At 70.0% G+C, this 14,358-nt stretch carries 15 protein-coding genes; 7 read left to right on the top strand and 8 right to left on the bottom strand.

Annotation, left to right across the window (positions count from 1 at the left end; genetic code table 11):
- Positions 1-55 precede the first annotated feature (55 nt).
- The 8 genes from pheT to infC all read right to left on the bottom strand — a co-directional run bounded on the left by pheT (position 56) and on the right by infC (position 7,686).
- A complete protein-coding gene (gene pheT / locus AXK61_RS04495; RefSeq protein WP_068744076.1) occupies positions 56-2,524 on the bottom strand; it encodes a phenylalanine--tRNA ligase subunit beta in 2,469 nt (822 codons plus the stop codon).
- 50 nt (positions 2,525-2,574) lie between these two features.
- Complete coding sequence (pheS, locus tag AXK61_RS04490) at positions 2,575-3,630, bottom strand: phenylalanine--tRNA ligase subunit alpha (RefSeq protein WP_068570007.1); 1,056 nt, start codon at positions 3,628-3,630, stop codon at positions 2,575-2,577.
- Positions 3,631-3,733: 103 nt separating this feature from the next.
- Positions 3,734-4,138, bottom strand: a complete 405-nt coding sequence (locus AXK61_RS04485; protein ID WP_068570008.1) for an MmcQ/YjbR family DNA-binding protein — start codon at positions 4,136-4,138, stop codon at positions 3,734-3,736.
- 31 nt (positions 4,139-4,169) lie between these two features.
- Entirely contained in the window at positions 4,170-5,519 is a 1,350-nt protein-coding gene (locus AXK61_RS04480) for an acyltransferase family protein (protein ID WP_068744075.1), read from the bottom strand.
- Positions 5,520-5,554: 35 nt separating this feature from the next.
- Positions 5,555-6,373: a TrmH family RNA methyltransferase gene (locus tag AXK61_RS04475; protein WP_068744073.1), complete on the bottom strand. Its 819-nt coding sequence runs from the start codon at positions 6,371-6,373 to the stop codon at positions 5,555-5,557.
- A gap of 1 nt (position 6,374) precedes the next feature.
- Complete coding sequence (gene rplT, locus AXK61_RS04470; RefSeq protein ID WP_068520470.1) at positions 6,375-6,755, bottom strand: 50S ribosomal protein L20; 381 nt, start codon at positions 6,753-6,755, stop codon at positions 6,375-6,377.
- 55 nt (positions 6,756-6,810) lie between these two features.
- Entirely contained in the window at positions 6,811-7,005 is a 195-nt protein-coding gene (gene rpmI / locus AXK61_RS04465) for a 50S ribosomal protein L35 (protein ID WP_068744071.1), read from the bottom strand.
- Between the two features lie 42 nt (positions 7,006-7,047).
- The gene (gene infC / locus AXK61_RS04460) at positions 7,048-7,686 is read right to left on the bottom strand and encodes a translation initiation factor IF-3 (RefSeq protein ID WP_082789218.1); all 639 of its coding nucleotides are present in this window, start codon (positions 7,684-7,686) and stop codon (positions 7,048-7,050) included.
- 280 nt (positions 7,687-7,966) lie between these two features.
- On the opposite strand from infC, the gene AXK61_RS04455 reads away from it, so the two are divergent.
- From AXK61_RS04455 to AXK61_RS04420, 7 genes are all read left to right on the top strand, one after another.
- Positions 7,967-8,407, top strand: a complete 441-nt coding sequence (locus AXK61_RS04455; protein ID WP_414929986.1) for a recombinase RecA — start codon at positions 7,967-7,969, stop codon at positions 8,405-8,407.
- Positions 8,408-8,490: 83 nt separating this feature from the next.
- Positions 8,491-8,832, top strand: coding sequence for a hypothetical protein (locus tag AXK61_RS04450; protein WP_156485569.1), 342 nt, complete (start codon positions 8,491-8,493; stop codon positions 8,830-8,832).
- 455 nt (positions 8,833-9,287) lie between these two features.
- Entirely contained in the window at positions 9,288-10,034 is a 747-nt protein-coding gene (locus AXK61_RS04440; RefSeq protein WP_068744064.1) for a hypothetical protein, read from the top strand.
- 281 nt (positions 10,035-10,315) lie between these two features.
- Positions 10,316-10,720, top strand: coding sequence for a pyridoxamine 5'-phosphate oxidase family protein (locus AXK61_RS04435; protein ID WP_082789217.1), 405 nt, complete (start codon positions 10,316-10,318; stop codon positions 10,718-10,720).
- A gap of 150 nt (positions 10,721-10,870) precedes the next feature.
- On the top strand, positions 10,871-11,779 hold the full coding sequence (locus AXK61_RS04430) for a universal stress protein (protein WP_068744061.1): 909 nt from the start codon (positions 10,871-10,873) through the stop codon (positions 11,777-11,779).
- Positions 11,780-11,848: 69 nt separating this feature from the next.
- The gene (locus AXK61_RS04425; protein ID WP_082789221.1) at positions 11,849-12,541 is read left to right on the top strand and encodes a response regulator transcription factor; all 693 of its coding nucleotides are present in this window, start codon (positions 11,849-11,851) and stop codon (positions 12,539-12,541) included.
- Positions 12,542-12,583: 42 nt separating this feature from the next.
- Positions 12,584-14,329 carry a GAF domain-containing sensor histidine kinase gene (locus AXK61_RS04420; RefSeq protein ID WP_068744059.1) on the top strand — a complete coding sequence of 582 codons (1,746 nt, stop codon included), beginning with the start codon at positions 12,584-12,586 and terminating at the stop codon, positions 14,327-14,329.
- Positions 14,330-14,358: the final 29 nt, after the last annotated feature.

Genomic DNA, 14,358 nt, shown 5'->3' with positions numbered 1-14,358 from the left:
CGGCCCCGGCGGTAGCACGTGCACCGCCGGGGCCGGTTCCATGTCCGGGTGAGGATCAGCGCAGGACGGCGCCCACCGCGTCGGCCGCGCGCGCGACCGCGGCGTCGCGGGCGGCGGACGCCTCGTCCTCGGTGAGCGTGCGGTCGCCCGCGCGGAAGCGCAGCGAGAAGGCCATCGACTTGCGGCCCTCGCCCACCTGCGCGCCGGTGAAGACGTCGAACAGCGAGATCGCCTCGAGGAGTTCGCCGGCACCGTCGGCCAGGGCGGACCGCACGGCCTCCGCCGGGACCGCCGCATCGACGACCACGGCCACGTCCTGCAGCACCGCCGGGAACGGCGAGACGACGGGGGCCGGCAGGTTCTCCACGAGCGGGATCGCGTCCAGGTCGAGCTCGACGGCGCAGGTGCGCGCCGGGAGCCCGGCGCGCTCGAGCACCGCGGGGTGCAGCTCGCCCGCGTGGCCCACGACCGTGTCGCCGACGAGGACCTCGGCGCACCGTCCGGGGTGGAAGGGCGCGAACTGCGCGGCCCGCAGGGTCAGCTCGACATTGCTCGCGCGGCCGATCTCGCGGACGGCCTCGAACGCGTCGGTGGCGTCCGCGGGCCGCGCGGCGCCCCAGGGGCCGGACGTGCCGCGGAGCCCGGTGAAGACGAGCGCGATGTGCTCGGGCTGGACCGGCAGCGAGCCGTCCAGCTCCGCCACCTGTTCCGGTGTGGGCCGCCGGTCGACGGGGATCGGGTCGACCGCCACCGTGTTGTCGGTGGGCAGCACGACCTCGGCGATCGTGTACAGCGCGAGGTCGCGCTGGCCGCGGGAGACGTTGCGCGCCAGGATCTCCAGCAGGCCCGGGAGCAGCGTCGTCGCGAGTGCCGGTCGGTCCGACTCCAGCGGGTTGAGCACCTTCGTCGTGTTCCGGCGCGGATCGCCGGCGTCGAGCCCCCACGTGTCGAAGACGTCGGCCGGCAGGAACGGACTGGTCAGCACCTCGACGTGGCCGGTGTGCGCGAGCGAGCGGCTCACGACGCGGCGGCGACGCTGGCGCGCGCTGAGCCCGCGCCCGCCCGGCGCGGCGGGGAGCACCGGCGGGATCTGCTCCAATCCCTCGAGGCGCAGCACCTCCTCGACCAGGTCGGCGACCATGTTCAGGTCGGGGCGCCAGGTGGGCGGGGTCACCGTCAGGCTGCTCTCGCCCTGGACGGTACAGCCGATCTGGGTGAGGCGGCGCACCGTCGTGCCCGGGGCGTACGTGATGCCGGCGACCCGGTCCGGACGGTCCGCGGCGATGGTGATCTGCGGGCGCTCGTCGTAGGAGCCCAGGTCCGTGATCTCCCCGACGACGGTGCCGCCGGCGATCTCGGTCAGCAGGCGCGCGGCCTCCCGGACGGTCCACACGGAGATCGCGGGGTCGACGGTGCGCTCGTACCGCTTGGCGGCGTCCGAGCTGAGCTTGTGCCGCTTGCCGGTGCGGAACACCTTGACCGGGTTCCAGACCGCGCCCTCGAGGATGACGTTCACGGTCTCGTCGCCGACCTCGGTGGTCGCGCCGCCCATCACGCCCGCGAGGGAGACCGGCCCGGAGTCGTCGACGATGACCGCGTCCTCCGGATCGAGCTTGCGGGTCACGTGGTCGATGGTCTCGAGGGTCTCGCCCGGGCGCGACGCGCGCACCGTCAGGCCGCCCCGGACGAGGTCCGCGTCGAAGGCGTGCAGCGGCTGCCCGGTGAGCAGCATCAGGTAGTTGGTCACGTCGACCGCGGCGCTGATCGGACGCACGCCGGAGGTGAGCAGGCGACGCTGCAGCCACCACGGGCTCACGGCCTTCGGGTCGATGCCCTCAACGCGCAGCGCGGTGAAACGGGTGCAACCCGACTCGGGCTCGACGGTGATGTCGACCCCGCCCCGCCCGGTCCCGGACTCCGCCGACGGGGTGGTGATGTCGGTGAACGGCAGGTCGTAGCCGCAGGCGAGCTCGCGGGCGAGGCCGCGGACGGAGAAGGCGTAGCCGCGGTCGGGCGTCACGTTGAGCTCGATGACGGTGTCGTCCATGCCGAGGACGGCCTTGGCGTCGTCGCCGGGCTGCGCGGTGCCCGCGGGCAGCACGAGGATGCCGGAGTGGTCGCTGCCGAGGCCGAGCTCGGAGACCGAGCAGATCATGCCGTCGGAGGTGTGGTCGTAGGTCTGGCGGGTGGCGATCGCGAAGCCGCCCGGCAGCACGGCACCGGGCAGCGCCGCGACGATGAGATCGCCCTCGGCGAAGTTGCGGGCGCCGCAGACGATGTCGCGCGGCTCGGCCTCGCCCACGTCGACCTGGCAGAACCGGATGGGCTTGCGGAAGTTCGTGAGCTCCTCGATGTGCGCGACGCGACCGATCTTCAGCGGGCCCGTCACGGTGTCGAGCGAGTCGAGCTCCTCGACCTCGAAGCCGACGCGCACGAACCCCGCGTCCAGCTCGTCGGCCGTGACGCCCCACTCGGGGGTGTCGCGGCGGAGGATCTCGGTGAGCCATGACTGTGCAACGCGCACGGTGGAAGTCCTTCTCCTGGGTGAGTCTGGTGAGCGGGGCTGGTCCGGCGCTAGCCGCGGACGCCGAAGGGCAGGGTGAAGCGGACGTCGCCCTCGACGATGTCGCGCATGTCGGACAGACCGGTGCGGAACTGCAGGGTGCGCTCGAGGCCCATGCCGAAGGCGAAGCCCGAGTACTCCTCGGGGTCGATCCCGCAGGCCCGCAGCACGTTCGGGTTGACCATGCCGCAGCCGCCCCACTCGATCCAGCCGGCGCCGCCCTTCTTGTTCGGGAACCACACGTCCACCTCGGCCGACGGTTCCGTGAACGGGAAGTAGTTCGGCCGCATGCGGGTGGTGGTCTCGGGGCCGAACATCGCCTTGGCGAACGCCTCGAGGGTACCGCGCAGGTGCGCCATCGTCAGGCCCTTGTCAACCGCGAGGCCCTCGACCTGGCTGAACACCGGGGTGTGGGTGGCGTCCAGCTCGTCGGTGCGGAAGGTCCTGCCGGGGCACGCGACGTAGATCGGGACGTCACGGGTGAGCATCGAGCGCACCTGCACCGGGGAGGTGTGGGTCCGCAGCACCTGCCGCGAGCCCTCGGGCGCCACGTAGAAGGTGTCCTGCATGGACCGCGCCGGGTGATCGGGCAGGAAGTTGAGCGCGTCGAAGTTGAAGTGCTCGGTCTCGACCTCGGGCCCCTCGGCGATCTCCCAGCCGATGCCCACGAAGAAGTCCGCGACCTCGTCCGCGATGATGCTGACGGGGTGCCGGGCACCCTGCGGCGCGCGGGCCGAGGGCAGCGTCACGTCGATCGACTCGGAGACGAGGACCGCCGCATCGCGCTCGGCGTCGAGCACCGTCTTGCGCTGCTCGTAGGCGGCGCGAGCGCGGCCCTGTGCGACGTTGACCCGCTTGCCGGCGTCCTTGCGGTCCTCCTTGGGAATGGACCCGAGCGCCCGCTTGCTCAGCGCGAGCGGTGACTTCTCGCCCAGGTGCGCGAGCCGAGCGGCGCCCAGGGCCTCGAGATCGGACGCCGCGTCGAACGCCCGCGCGGCCTCGTCGGCGAAGGCGTCGAGCGCCGCTTCGCTGAGGTCATCGACAGGGGCGAGCTGGTCTTCCGACACTTCTCTGGGCTCCTCGCTGGGGGTGGGACGGTACCCGCCCAGAGTAGTCGACGGTGTTTCGGGATAGGAATCGCATTACCGCTGGTCCGCGCACAGCGCGTGGTCAGGCGTCGCGTTCGGCGAGCCACGCCCGGACGACCGTCGTGGGCGCGCACGCGGACCACGCGTCCTCGATGACCTCCCGCAGCTCGTCGCGCGAGATCTCTCCGAGCCGCGAGGCCCGGATCAGGACGGCGTTGTAGCCGTCGAAGTGCGGCGTGGTGAAGAACGGCCCGTCGGCCTGGACCAGCGCGAGCTTGTCGGACTCGTCGGGCGTCCGGATGAGGATCACGCCCTCGAGGCGCGCGCCGTTCTCGTCGACGGCGTCGGGCCGCGGCGATCGGTTGCCGCAGAACACCTTCTTGCTCACCTGCCACGCGGGCCTGCCGCCCCACCCGGCGATCTCGACGACCCGCGGCAGGGCCAGCGCGATCGCCGCCACGTCTGCGATCCGCGCCGCCCTCGCCATGGGGCTGACGCTACGCCGGGAGTGCACCCGTCTACCGTCGAACTGCCGTGGAATCGCGGTCGGTTTCCTGCGGAATCCGTGGCTCTCCGACCGCACTCGGGGTGGCGGCGCCCCGCGCACCGGCGAGGGCGCCGACGAACACGGCCGCGGCCCACCATCCCGGCGACGACCCGAGCCCCTCCTTCGCCATGAGCAACACCGCGACCCCGGCGACGCACACCAGCCCGCCGACCACCGCGCCGCGGGCGCCGCGAGCGGTCACCCCTGCGTCCCACCACGGCAGACGACGGTGCTCCAGCGGCGAGAGCAGCAGGAACAGCGCGAACATCACCACCGCGAAGACGGCGGCCCGCAGCGCCATCAGCCCCCAGAACCCCGACTGCTGCGGGTCGACGGCGTCGATGCCCAGGTAGTGCAGCCCGACGGCCGCGACCGCGATGGCGGGGATGTGCCAGAGGTAGAGCGTCATCGCTCCCCCGTTGCCGACCGCCACGGCGTACCAGACCCGAGGGCGGCGCGCCCACCGCCCGATCGCCGGCGCCGCGACGACGAAGAGCAGGCTCACCCACACGCAGTGCAGGCCGAGGAGCAGCGTCGGCGGGGTGGTGTTCGAGAAGGTCTCGGCGCCGGTGACCACGAGCGGCACGTCGTAGGGCCCCGCCACCACGGCGGCCACGGCACCCGCGAAGGCGAGCGCCGCCACCGCCAGCGCCACCCGGGCCGGGATCAGCCGCCGCGCGTACGCGACGCCGATCACCACGGGAATCAGCCACACGACCAGGAAGTTCGGGAAGCCCCACTCGATCGACCCGGAGGCGAGGCGCGCACCGTCGAACCCGGCGGACGCGACGAGCAGGCACACCGCGACCACGGCCAGAGCGACCCGACCGCAGCGCATCAGCAGTGGGACGAACGCCAGCACCAGCAGGTACACGCCGACGAACCACAGCAGCGCGACGCTCTCCTGCCCGAGCCGGCTCGCGCTGGACTCCCCCGCGACCGCGCGCACGGCGAGCAGCGTCACCGACCAGAAGGCCAGGTACCAGAACGCCGGTCGCGCGAGCCGCTGTGCGCGCCCCAGCAGCCACCCGCCCCACGGCGTGCCCGGCTTCGACCCGTAGGCGCTACTGGCTGCGCCTGCGAGGAAGAACAACGGCATGACCTGCAGGATCCAGGTGATCGGCTGCAGTGCGGGTTGCGCGCCGAGGGTGTTGCCGACCCACACGCCCGACGGGGTGATGGTCGCGAGCAGGAGCACGCAGTGGCCGAACATCACGACGAGCAGGCTCACGATGCGGGCGACGTCGAGGGCACGGTCGCGGGTGTCCGGCGTGCCGTCGACGACAGCGGTGCGGGAGGGCAGCAATCTCATGTCCACCATGCTTCCGGCCCGCGGGGCCTCGCGGATGAGTAGTCCTACCCGGAATCGGTAGGGCTCTCTCCCCGATTCTGCACGCGGGAGCTCGCGTACAGGCAGATCGACGCGGCGGTGGCGAGGTTCAGAGACTCGGCGCGGCCCCGGATGGGGATGGCGACGCGGTGGTCGGCGAGGGCCTGCAGCTCACGCGGCAGCCCGTGGGCCTCGTTGCCGAACAGCCAGGCGGTGGGCCCGGCGAGCAGATCGTCGGCGTCGTCGAGCGACACCTCGCCGTCGGCGGCGGTGGCGAGCACGGTCAGGCCGGCTTCCTTGAGCTGTGCGATCGCGACCTCCGGGTCGCGTTCCTGCGCCACGGGAAGGTGGAAGACGGAGCCGGCGGACGCCCGCACGACCTTCCCGTTCATCGGGTCGACGGTGTCGCCGGCGAGCACGACCGCGTCGGCGCCGACGGCGTCCGCGACCCGGATGACGGTGCCGGCGTTGCCCGGCTCGGAGACGTCGACGGGGACGGCGACCAGCCGCGCACCGTCGGGCATGCGGGCCTCGGGCAGGGCCCGGCAGACCGCCACGATCCCGGGCGGGGTGACGGTGTCCGACAGCCCACGCATGGCACGCTCGGTCACGTACGCCTCACGTCCCGTGAGCAGCCCGGGGTACCGCTCGGCGCCCTCCTCCGTGACGTAGAGCTCGACGACGAGGCCCGCCTCGAGCGCGGAGGTCACGGCATTGGCGCCCTCCGCGAGGAACAGGCCCGCCTTCCGGCGGCCGGCGGAGCGCAGGAGCTTGGATGCAGCAACGACCCGCGGGGTCCGCTCCGTGAAGAGCTGGTCCGCGGGTCGTTGCGAATGCTGAGCCAAATTACGCGACGGGCGCGTTCACGTCGGCCGGGAGCGCCTTGCGGGCGACCTCGACGAGCGCGGTGAAGGCGGCCGGATCGGAGACGGCGATCTCGGCGAGGTTCTTACGGTCCACCTCGACGCCGGCCAGGTTCAGGCCCTGGATCAGACGGTTGTAGGTGAGGTCGTTGGCCCGCGCAGCGGCGTTGATGCGGGTGATCCACAGCTTGCGGAAATCGCCCTTGCGCGCACGGCGGTCGCGGTACGCGTACGTGAGCGAGTGGAGCTGCTGCTCCTTGGCCTTGCGGTACAGGCGCGACCGCTGACCGCGGTAGCCCTTCGAGGCCTCGAGGATGGAACGACGCTTCTTCTGAGCGTTCACTGCGCGCTTGACGCGAGCCATAGGTCTTCGTCCTTACGTGATCAAAAAGTTCTAGCGGGTACTACGGGACTTCGGCTTACTTGCCGAGCAGCTTCTTGATGCGACGCACGTCGGCGGGGGCCACCTCGGTCACACCGTCGAGGCGACGGGTCACGCGCGAGCTCTTGTGCTCCAGGAGGTGGCGACGGCCGGCCTTCTGGCGCAGCACCTTGCCGCTGCCCGAGATCTTGAAGCGCTTCGCGGTACCGCTGTGGGTCTTGTTCTTCGGCATGTTCGTCTCTTTTCGTTGTTCGTGGCCGGTGGCGATGAATCGCTACTGGGCCGGAGCCTCGGGTGCGGCGGGCCGTGCCACCGGGGCGTCCTTGTCCTGCTGCGCCTTGGCGCGGGTCTTCGCACCCTTGTGCGGGGCGAGGACCATGGTCATGTTGCGGCCGTCCTGCTTCGCAGACGTCTCGATGAAGCCGTGCTCGGCCACATCGGCGCCCAGGCGCTGCAGGAGCCGGTAACCCAGCTCCGGACGCGACTGTTCGCGACCGCGGAACATGATCGTGACCTTCACCTTGGAGCCCTGCTCCAGGAAGCGGACGACGTGACCCTTCTTGGTCTCGTAGTCGTGGTCATCGATCTTCGGGCGGAGCTTCTGCTCCTTGATCACGGTCATCTGCTGGTTCTTGCGGGACTCGCGCAGCTTCTGCGCGGCCTCGTACTTGAACTTGCCGTAATCCATGATCTTGCACACGGGCGGACGCGCGTTGGGTGCTACCTCGACCAGGTCGAGGTCCGCCTCGTACGCCAGCTTGAGCGCATCCTCAACGCGCACGATCCCGACCTGCTCTCCGGCGGGACCGACAAGCCGGACCTCGGGAACGCGGATCTGACCGTTGGTGCGTGTCTCAGTGCTGATGGGGCCTCCTAAAGTAGGTGCTCGTGTCTCGTTGCGAGCGGTCTTCACTCGTAGACCGCCGCGCAGCGATAAGGCCCTCTTCCCACCACAGCGAAAAGGCCCCGACCAGACGATTCACGCCTGGCGGGGCCCACACCGACCGGTTCGGGCCGTCACGGCGTACGCCAACGATCGACCCCTCCTGCAACGAGGAGACCGCAAGCGGTATTCCCAGGTGGGAACCGCTGCGGCGACCGGACCAGCCGACCTGAAGTCGGCGTGGTGGGAGTGGACTCCACTTGCTGCCCCGGCCAAGGCCGGAGCGGTCGCACATGACAGTGTAGCAGTCGTGAGTGAGATTCCGAATTCGTCGCCGGCGCCGTCCGAACCGGACGCCGCGCAGGCCGTCCAGCCCGACACGCTGGAACGATTGGTCGCCGAATCGCCGTCGATCGAGGTGATTTCGAGCGCGTGGATGCTGCTGATGAGCGCCGCGGCCGAGAAGCTCGGCCTGACCGGCGGCGACGAAGTCGCCGAGGACACCGCGAGCGGCGATGCCGGCGCGTTCGACCCGCGCCGGAGCCCGCATTTCGACCTCGACGAGGCGCGCCGGTTGATCACCGCGCTCGCCGGCCTGACGACCGCGTCAGTCGAGTACCTGGGCCCGCATGCGGGCCCGTATCGGGACGGATTGAAGTCCCTCCAATTGGCCTTCCGCGAATACAGCAGTTACCCGGATGAACCGGGCCGTGGTCCAGGCGAGAAGTACACGGGACCGGTGTACAGCTAAGCTTCAGGGTTAACCCCCAAATACACCCCTACCTGTGTAAATACATCTAGTGTTCGACGCCACATTCGGCGTACCGTCCTGGCATGAACACAGTGAAGAGGCTCGCGGCCGGCGTAATGGTCGCTGCAGGTGTAATGGCACCGCTCGGGATCGCCACCGCCGCCACCGCGGCCGCGGCGCCCACCCCGGCGGTGGAGCGGCCAGGACCCGGATGGTGCGAACCCGGGCACTGGGTGGGCGGCTACTGGACCCAGGGCCGTTGGCACCCGGGCTGGTGGGAGGGCGGCTACTGGCGTCCCGGCTGGGGCGACCGGTGGGGCTGGCACCCCGGCTACTACGTGCAGCCGCGCTGGCACAACGGGTGGTTCGAGCAGGGACGCTGGGTTCCGGGCAGGTACGTCCCCGGTTGGTGCCACGGCCGCTGACCCCCGGCCGACACGAACGGGCGTTCAGTCGCATCCCCGCGACTGAAGGCCCGTTCGTCGTCTTCGGCAGCGCCGAGCCTCTTGCAGCGTCGATGACGCATCCGGCACGAGTGGCTGGCGCTGTTCGACGAGTACGAAGTGGTCCTCGTTCTCGGCGGCCACGAGCACCACTACGAGCGTTCGCGCCCGGTCCGCGGAACCCTCGGCAACGAGCCGTCGACGCCGCGCCCCGTCGACCCCGGTACGAGCGGCGGGCGGACGACCATGAAGCGCACGTACCACGCGGTGACGCCGGCGGGAATGCAGTCGGCGGACTCGTTCCTCCTGACGCGGCCGCGTCGAAGCCGACACCCGCCTGCGCAACTGGTCGCCCCTGTTCCCTGATTTCCCGACAAGAGGTGTAACCACCTCGCGCGGACTCCACGCGGACACCGTCGAGCGAGCACACTGAAGCCGTGAACACCCCGGACGACAGGCGCGATCACCCGCCCACCGCGCGCCCAGGACTCGACGAGGAACTCGCGCACCTCGGCCGTGCCGAGCACATCCCGGCATGGCTCCGCCCCACCGGACCGGAGAATCGCCTTCCCGTGGCGGCCGCGATCCTCGTCGCCGTCGCGCTTCAGCTCACCCTGCCCGACAAGTACGGACTGCACCCGCGGTGGCTGATGCCGGGCCTCGAGCTGGTGCTGCTCGTCGTGCTCACCGCGATCAACCCGATCCGGCTCACGCGCACCACGAAAGTCGGAAGGTACGCGAGCCTGACGCTGGTCGCCGCCATCACCGTCGACAACTCCTGCTCCGCGGGCTTCCTCAACTACGACATCCTCACCGCCAAGGCGAGCGGCGATGCGCTGGGCCTGATGGCAAGCGGTGCGGCGATCTACTTCACCAACATCATCGCGTTCGGGATCTGGTACTGGGAATACGACCGGGGCGGCCCGTTCATCCGCGCCGCGGGCACCGTCCCGCACCCCGACTTCCTCTTCCCCCAGATGGCCACCGCGCATGTCGCGCCGCCCGATTGGGAGCCGAGGTTCCTCGACTACCTGTACGTCAGCTTCACCAATGTGATGGCGTTCTCCCCCACGGACACGATGCCGCTGTCGCGGTGGGCGAAGACGCTCATGGCGTTCCAGAGCGCCATCGCGCTCTCTACCGTCGCCCTCGTGATCGCCCGCGCGGTCAACGTCCTCAAATGAGCGCCCGGCTGTGCCCCGCCGGGCCGGCGCACGGTCAGGGACCTTTGTCATACGACGACGGGGCGTCGGACCCTACCGGCACACCCCGACGCGGACGCATGCTGAAGGCGTTCAACGATTCATCCACTCCCGGGTGAGCGGTTCCGATTCAGCGAAGTGGTGATCAGCGTGCTTCCCATCGATGTCATGCGGCTTCTGGGGGCAGGGTCGCTGCTCCTCGCTGTGCTCGTGGCCGTTGGTCCCCTCCCACACCTCACCTCCCCCGCAACGGCGGCGCTACGATGACCGCCCGGTCGCGCGTGTTACCCGCCTACGAAGCGTGGAAGCACCTCCGCGGTACGACGATCGGACGGATCGTCACGACCGCGCCGGACGGCACCGTCGACGTCTTCCCCGTGAGCTACACCGTCCACGACGGCGAGATCCTCATCCCGACGAGGCTCGGGACCAAACTGCGTGATCTCGCCACTCACCCGGAGACCGTGTTCGAGGCGGACGGGAGTGATCCCACCGCTCAATGCGTGTGGAGCGTGGTCGTGCGAGCTCGTGCTCGGATCCACCCGAACCCTGCAGAGCTCCGCCACGCAGAGAAGGTGCACCTGGAACCCCTCGTGGACCTCTCGGCGAACCAGTTGGTCGTCCTGGTCCCGACCAGTGTGTCCGGCCGCGAGTACCGCACGCGGTGACCTGATCCGACGGGGCCGCCCGCCCCTCCGACCGTGGTGACGATCGTCCACCGAACCCGGGACCTTCGGCCGCTGTACATCCCCCGCGGTTTTCATACCGTGAATACAAGCAGGTGAGACCGACTCACCCGTGACGATCGGAGAAGCACCATGACGAAGACACACCTGGATCCCTACATCCTCGTCGGAGTCGACGGCTCGGCAGCGGCGAACAAAGCTGTGCGGTGGGCCGCCGCCGAGGCGGACCGGCGATCGAAGACGTTGCTGATCGCAAACATCACCGACGTCGTCGGCTTCGGTCACGTCCCGGAAGCGACGCTCCCGGGGACGAGCTTCTTCGAGCGTGTCGATTCGGCCGGACGGGACGCCCTGAGCGCCGCCGAACAGCGAGTGGCCAAGCACTTCCCTTCCGTCCGCACAACAACCATCCAAACCTCGGGCGCACCTGTCGCGGAGCTGATCAGACTCAGCGGCGATGCGTACCTGACCGTCGTCGGCGCCAGCGGATCCGGCGGGGTCAGCTCCCTGCTCCTCGGCAGCGTCGCGATGGCATTGGTCACCGACGGGCACAGCCCGGTCGCGGTTATCCGGGGGTCCGAGAACGATGGAATAGTCCCGACCAGTGGCCCGGTCCTGCTGGGCGTGGACGCCGGGCGGACCAGCGAGTCGGCGATCGCGTGGGCCTTCGACGAGGCGTCACACCGCAACACCGATCTCGTCGCCCTCCACGCATGGACCGCCTACCTCGACGTGTACGCGCACGTCTACGGGCTGACCGCGGGCGTGGACCTGGACGCGGAGGCGGAGGGGGAGAAGGCGGCTGTGGCCGAGCGGCTGGCCGGTTGGCAGGAGAAGTATCCCGATGTCGCCGTCACGAACATCCTCCGTACCGGTAAGCCCGGCCCGACCCTCCTCGCCGATTCCGCGAACGCACAGCTCGTCGTGGTCGGAAGCCGTGGCCACGGCGACGCGACCGGAGTGTTGTTCGGCTCCGTGAGCCGCGCCCTGATCCACCACGCCCCCTGCCCCGTCCTAGTCGCTCGGAACAGGGATCACTGATCCGCCGGCGCTCCGCGGAGCGTCCCGCTCCCCGTGCGACACTGGGAGTCCGACGTCTGGGAGGACGCGATGATCGAAGTGTTTCTCGTCGACGATCACGAGGTGGTCCGGCGCGGCGTCGCAGACCTCCTCGACGCGGAGGACGACCTGGTCGTCGTTGGGCAGGCCGGGACCGTGGAGGAGGCTCTCGTGCGGATCCCCGCTCAGTCACCGGACATCGCCATCCTCGACGTCCGGCTGCCCGACGGCAACGGAGTCGAGCTGTGTCGCGACCTGAAATCAGCGTCGCCCCAACTCAATTGCCTCATGCTCACCTCGTACACCGATGAGCAGGCCATGCTGGACGCCATCATGGCCGGGGCTGGAGGCTACGCCATCAAGGACATCCGTGGCCTCGAACTGGTCGAGGCCGTCCGCACCGTCGGACGAGGCGGTTCGCTCCTCGACACCCGGGCGGCGGCGGCCGTCATGAAGCGCCTTCGCGAACCCGCGCCGGCGTCGCCGCTGGACGTACTCACCGATCAGGAGAAGGTCCTCCTCGGACTGATCGGCGAGGGCATGACCAATCGGCAGATCGCGCAGCAGATGTGCCTCGCGGAGAAAACCATCAAGAACTACGTCTCTCGGCTCCTGTCGAAACTCGACCTCGAGCGCCGAACGCAGGCGGCATCGCTGGCCACCCGACTGAGCCACCCGGGCCCGACCGGTCGACTCCGGCGTCGGATGCCGGAATCCCAAGCGAACGAACGGGATCGCTACTGAGCCGCTATTGAGCGGAGGCTTCATGTGTGCCACGCTCTCCCTATGCCCGTCGAACCCACCGACGACGCGTCCCCGTGGTCAGCGGTGACCCGCGACCTCGAGCTCCTCGGTATCGACGAGTTGCTGACCGAGATCCGAGGACGCATCGGCGGCATCGTGGCCGGGACCCGCAGCCGGGTCGATTCCCTACTCGACGCCGTCCTCGCCGTCAGCGCGGGCCTCGACCTCGACGCGACCCTGCTCCGGATCGTCCGCGCGGCCCGCGACCTCGTCGATGCCGAGTACGGCGCCCTCGGTGTCCTGGGGACCGACGGAATGCTCACCGAGTTCGTCTACGACGGCATCGACGATGCGACGCGAGCCGAGATCGGCCCGCTTCCGACCGGCCACGGGGTGCTCGGCGTGGTGATCACCGAGGCGATGCCCCTGCGGCTGGCGGACATCTCCCGCCACCCGTCGTCGACCGGTTTCCCTGAGCATCACCCCGCGATGAAGACCTTCCTCGGGGTGCCGGTCAAAGTCCGCGACGAGGTCTTCGGCCGCCTCTACCTCACTGAGAAGGCCGGCGGTCGCGAGTTCACCGCGGACGACGAGATCGTCGTGTCGGCACTGGCCAGCGCCGCGGGAATCGCCATCGACAACGCGCGCCTGTACCAGCAGGCGAACCTGCGGCAGCGGTGGCTCGAAGCCGCGAGCGAGGTCCGGACCAGCCTACTCATCGGCGACGACCCGAACGAGGCGCTGCAGATGGTGACGGATCACGCCGCTGAACTCGTCGACGCCGATATCGCGCTGATCGCGGTGCCCTATCCGGGCGGAACAGAGCCTGATTCGCTGCGCATCACCACCGGGGTCGGGCCCGGCGTCGACCGGCTGATCGGCACCACCATGCCCGCCGGTGCGGTGGGGTACGGCGAGGAGTCCGATACCGGAACAACCACGTTCGGTCCGGAGCGGGCCCACGCGATCGTTCCCCACCTGCAAGAGCCCCTGGGGACGGCGCTCATCCTCCCCCTCCGAGCACGGACCGCGGTACTCGGCGTTCTGATCCTCGGTCGAGTCGTGGGCCGTCGCCCCTTCGATGACGAACAGCGAATCCCCGCTGCATCCTTCGCCGACCAGGCCGCCTTGGCCCTCGAGCAGGCCGAGGCCCGATCGACGCATGTGGAGTTGGAACTGATGGCCGATCGCGACCGCATTGCGCGCGATCTGCACGATCACGTGATCCAGCGACTGTTCGCGGTAGGGCTCGCGATGCAGGCGACCCACCGGCGTGCCGCGGATGCGCCGGAGATCGCGGCGCGCATCGACAACCACATCGACCAACTGCACGAGGTCGTTCAGGAGATCCGGACTGCGATCTTCGACCTGCACCGCTTCGAGCCGGACGGCGCCTCCCTGCGGACCGCACTGCGCGAAGTCCTGTCCGAGCTCACCGCCGACTCGGGTCTCCGGACCGCGATCCGGACGTCGGGCCCGATCGACGTCGTCCCGCCCGAGGTCGCCCACCACGCCGAGGCCGTGGTGCGGGAGACCGTGAGCAACGCGGTGCGCCATGCGCACGCGCATGCGCTCATCGTGACCGCGTCGGTGGCGGACGACCTGATCATCGAGGTGACGGACGACGGCGTCGGCATTCCGGACATCGCCGCGCACAGTGGACTCGCAGGCCTCAGTGAGCGCGCCGCAGCACTCGGCGGGCGATTGGACATCGTCCGTCCCCCGAACGGGGGCACTCGCATCGTCTGGTCCGTACCGCTCCCGCCCGGGAACACCCGAGCCGGGTGAACGGTCGAACGGGTCGCCGGTTCCCCAGT

It is taken from the genome of Tsukamurella pseudospumae (assembly GCF_001575205.1).
GTDB lineage: Bacteria > Actinomycetota > Actinomycetes > Mycobacteriales > Mycobacteriaceae > Tsukamurella > Tsukamurella pseudospumae.
The sequence above is the reverse complement of the archived record's forward strand: the minus strand, read 5'-3'. Positions and strand labels throughout refer to the sequence as shown.

Coding starts and splice junctions, on each gene's coding strand:
- AXK61_RS04485 (WP_068570008.1), bottom strand. CDS start 4,138: ATGGCGAGGGCGGCGCGGATCGCAGACGTGGCGGCGATCGCGCTGGCC.
- AXK61_RS04480 (WP_068744075.1), bottom strand. CDS start 5,519: ATGGTGGACATGAGATTGCTGCCCTCCCGCACCGCTGTCGTCGACGGC.
- rplT (WP_068520470.1), bottom strand. CDS start 6,755: ATGGCTCGCGTCAAGCGCGCAGTGAACGCTCAGAAGAAGCGTCGTTCC.
- rpmI (WP_068744071.1), bottom strand. CDS start 7,005: ATGCCGAAGAACAAGACCCACAGCGGTACCGCGAAGCGCTTCAAGATC.
- AXK61_RS04450 (WP_156485569.1), top strand. CDS start 8,491: ATGAACACAGTGAAGAGGCTCGCGGCCGGCGTAATGGTCGCTGCAGGT.
- AXK61_RS04435 (WP_082789217.1), top strand. CDS start 10,316: ATGACCGCCCGGTCGCGCGTGTTACCCGCCTACGAAGCGTGGAAGCAC.
- AXK61_RS04430 (WP_068744061.1), top strand. CDS start 10,871: ATGACGAAGACACACCTGGATCCCTACATCCTCGTCGGAGTCGACGGC.
- AXK61_RS04425 (WP_082789221.1), top strand. CDS start 11,849: ATGATCGAAGTGTTTCTCGTCGACGATCACGAGGTGGTCCGGCGCGGC.
- AXK61_RS04420 (WP_068744059.1), top strand. CDS start 12,584: ATGCCCGTCGAACCCACCGACGACGCGTCCCCGTGGTCAGCGGTGACC.